Annotated in this window: 2 protein-coding genes; both read left to right on the top strand. The window is 64.1% G+C overall.

The features are described 5' to 3' along the window. Nucleotides 1–862, top strand: an 862-nt coding sequence (locus QZ964_RS20105; RefSeq protein WP_292533888.1) for a glycoside hydrolase family 3 N-terminal domain-containing protein, incomplete at its 5' end; no start/stop codon positions are given. A 1,262-nt stretch (nt 863–2,124) separates the two neighbouring features. Beyond that, the coding region (locus QZ964_RS20100; protein ID WP_292533886.1) for a ScpA family protein at nt 2,125–2,662 on the top strand (538 nt) is incomplete at its 3' end.

The raw sequence follows: 2,662 nt of genomic DNA, 5'->3' as shown, positions 1-2,662 counted from the left end.
CGTTCGTGCGGCGCTTGGGCGCGAGGCGCCCATTCTCGTCGACCAGGAAGGGGGCCGCGTTCAGCGACTGGGTCCGCCGCATTGGCGCGCCTATCCCGCAGCGGCGCGTTTCGAGGCGGCGGGCGCCGACGCCGCGCAGGCCGAGCGGCTTGCTTGGCTCGGCGCGCGGCTCATCGCCCATGATCTGCGAGCGGTCGGTTTCGACGTCGACTGCCTGCCGGTGCTTGATACGCCTTCGGCGGACTCCCATGGCGTTATCGGCCATCGCGCCTACAGCCGCGACCCGGCGCGCGTCGCCGCCATCGGCCGCGCCGCCGCGGAGGGCCTGATGGCGGGCGGCGTCATTCCGGTGATGAAACATATTCCGGGGCACGGGCGCGCCCGCGCCGACAGCCATTTCGAGTTGCCGGTCGTCGAAGCCAGCCGCGCGGAGCTGGAGCGCGTCGATTTCGCGCCGTTCAAGGCCAACGCCGATCTGCCGATGGCGATGAGCGCCCATGTCGTCTATACGCATATTGACCCGACGGGGCCAGCCACCCTCTCGAAGACCGTGATCGACGATATCGTCCGCGGCCATATCGGCTTCGACGGCCTGCTGATGACCGACGATCTGTCGATGAAGGCGCTGACGGGGAGCTTTCGCGAACGCGCCGAGCGCGCCATCGCGGCGGGCTGCGATGTCGTGCTCCATTGCAATGGCGACCTCGCGGAAGCGCGGCCGGTCGCCGAAGGCGCGCCGGCGTTGGCGGGCAAGGCGTTGGCGCGCGCCGAAAAAGCGCTCGAATGCGTTCAGCAGATCGAACCCTTCGACGTGGCCGAGGCCACGCGCGAATTCGACGCGGCGATGTCGGCGGTGGCGTGAATTCTAACGGGTCTTGTCGCCGTCAGGATCATTTGTCGTCGACTTCGCCGTCGACCGACGGGCGCGATTCGTCACGACAGACTTTTCTGGCGACGAACGAACCCATCGGGCGAGCGCCAGTCTGGCGCTGATGGCGCCAGAAGGGCCGAGTGGCGTTCACTGCCGCCATAGGTCGAAGTAGGATCCAGGCGCAACGGGGTCAATTGCGATAGGCGCGAGAGTCACGTGAGCGCCGCCTTGGCTGCTTGTAAATTTGAAAGTCGATGTAATCTGTATAACTGTTTGGGCGCCGGTAACGCAGCTGGGCCCAGCGGTGCAATTAATAGGGGTGACAGCTGAATTGGCGTAAGTTGTTATAATTCCCGAACAAGTTGTTGCATCGTAACCAGTTATTTTCGAAATTGTGCCCGCAGCATTTATAATACTATTTTGGGGGTTGGTTGGCGGCGAGACCGACAACTTTGCGAGCAACGCAAATTTCCCTGTTAACGCGGCCGTGGGAAACTCGGTGATTGTCATCGAGGTCACACTATAAATCGTCTGATTAGTAAAGCCGGGGATTCCCGTGGCATTTAAGAAATCGCTGCCGGCCTTCACGCCGGCGTATGACCCAGACGGAATAGTGCAGGCTGCACGCGCGGATGGCGCGAAGGCAGTAGTAGCGCCCGCCAAAACTATTACAAAAACCAGTCCCGATCCATAACGCATCCCCATCCCCCCGTTACCCATTTGTTTTGCTCCATTAAATTCGAGAAAACGTATACCGCCCTGCTCTCTGTCGAGAGCCCAGCCGCCCTTTCGTCCATACTCACAAGGCCACGGTCGTCGAAACACTGTCGTGGAGCGCGGAAGGAGTCAACGCGCGCTGCGCCGATGCGCCGTCATCATCGCCGCGGCGCAGGCGCAGGGGATGCGCGCGGCTCTATTCCGAGGACCTTTCGCACGGACGATAAGCTGCGGATTGTCGATCCCTTCCGCTAGTCGGCGCCGCGAATTAAATGCGCCGACTCCGGCCTGTTCGCAGCCAAGCGAGCCTGGAGGCTCGCGGTCCGGGAGGCGCCGCCCTTGGAACGCGAGCCTCCTGGCGCGCCAAAGCTCCTGCGACCGATTCGGCTATTTCATGGCGTCGCCTAAGCTCCCTCTCCTGTGGACGGCGCCTCCAAAGCGCAGGCCGCGCTTGCGATTGCGGGCCTTAGGGGCCAATCTCGCAACGAGTCGCTCGGAGCGGCCGATTCGGCAAGGGAAACAGACGCAAAGCCCCTATGGCGCAGGAATTGACCTTCGAAATGGACGAGCCCCGTGGCGCGGGCGAGGAGGCCTTTCTTGTCGACGTCGACGGATTCGAGGGGCCGCTCGACCTGCTGCTCGAACTGGCGCGCCGGCAGAAAGTCGATCTTGCGCGCATCTCCATCCTCGCGCTCGCCGAGCAATATCTCGCCTTCATCGAGGCCGCCCGCCGGGTGCGGCTGGAGCTTGCCGCCGACTATCTGGTGATGGCGGCCTGGCTCGCCTTCCTGAAGTCGCGGCTGCTGCTGCCCGAGCCCCCGAAAGGCGAAGAACCGTCGGCCTCCGACCTCGCCGCCGCGCTCGCCGAACGGTTGCGCCGGCTGGAGCTGATGCGCCGCGCCGCCGACAGACTCACCGAACGCGCCCGGCTTGGCCGCGACATGTTTTTGCGCGGCGGGCCGGAGGGCGTCGAGACCATCTCGCATCCGAAATTCCAGGCGAGCCTCTACGATCTTCTTTCGGCCTACGCCCGCCAGCGCCAGAAGACCGCGACCTCGCGCGTGGTGCTGCGTC

This window comes from Methylocystis sp. (genome assembly GCF_021731785.1).
Classification (GTDB): Bacteria; Pseudomonadota; Alphaproteobacteria; order Rhizobiales; family Beijerinckiaceae; genus Methylocystis.
The sequence above is the reverse complement of the archived record's forward strand: the minus strand, read 5'-3'. Positions and strand labels throughout refer to the sequence as shown.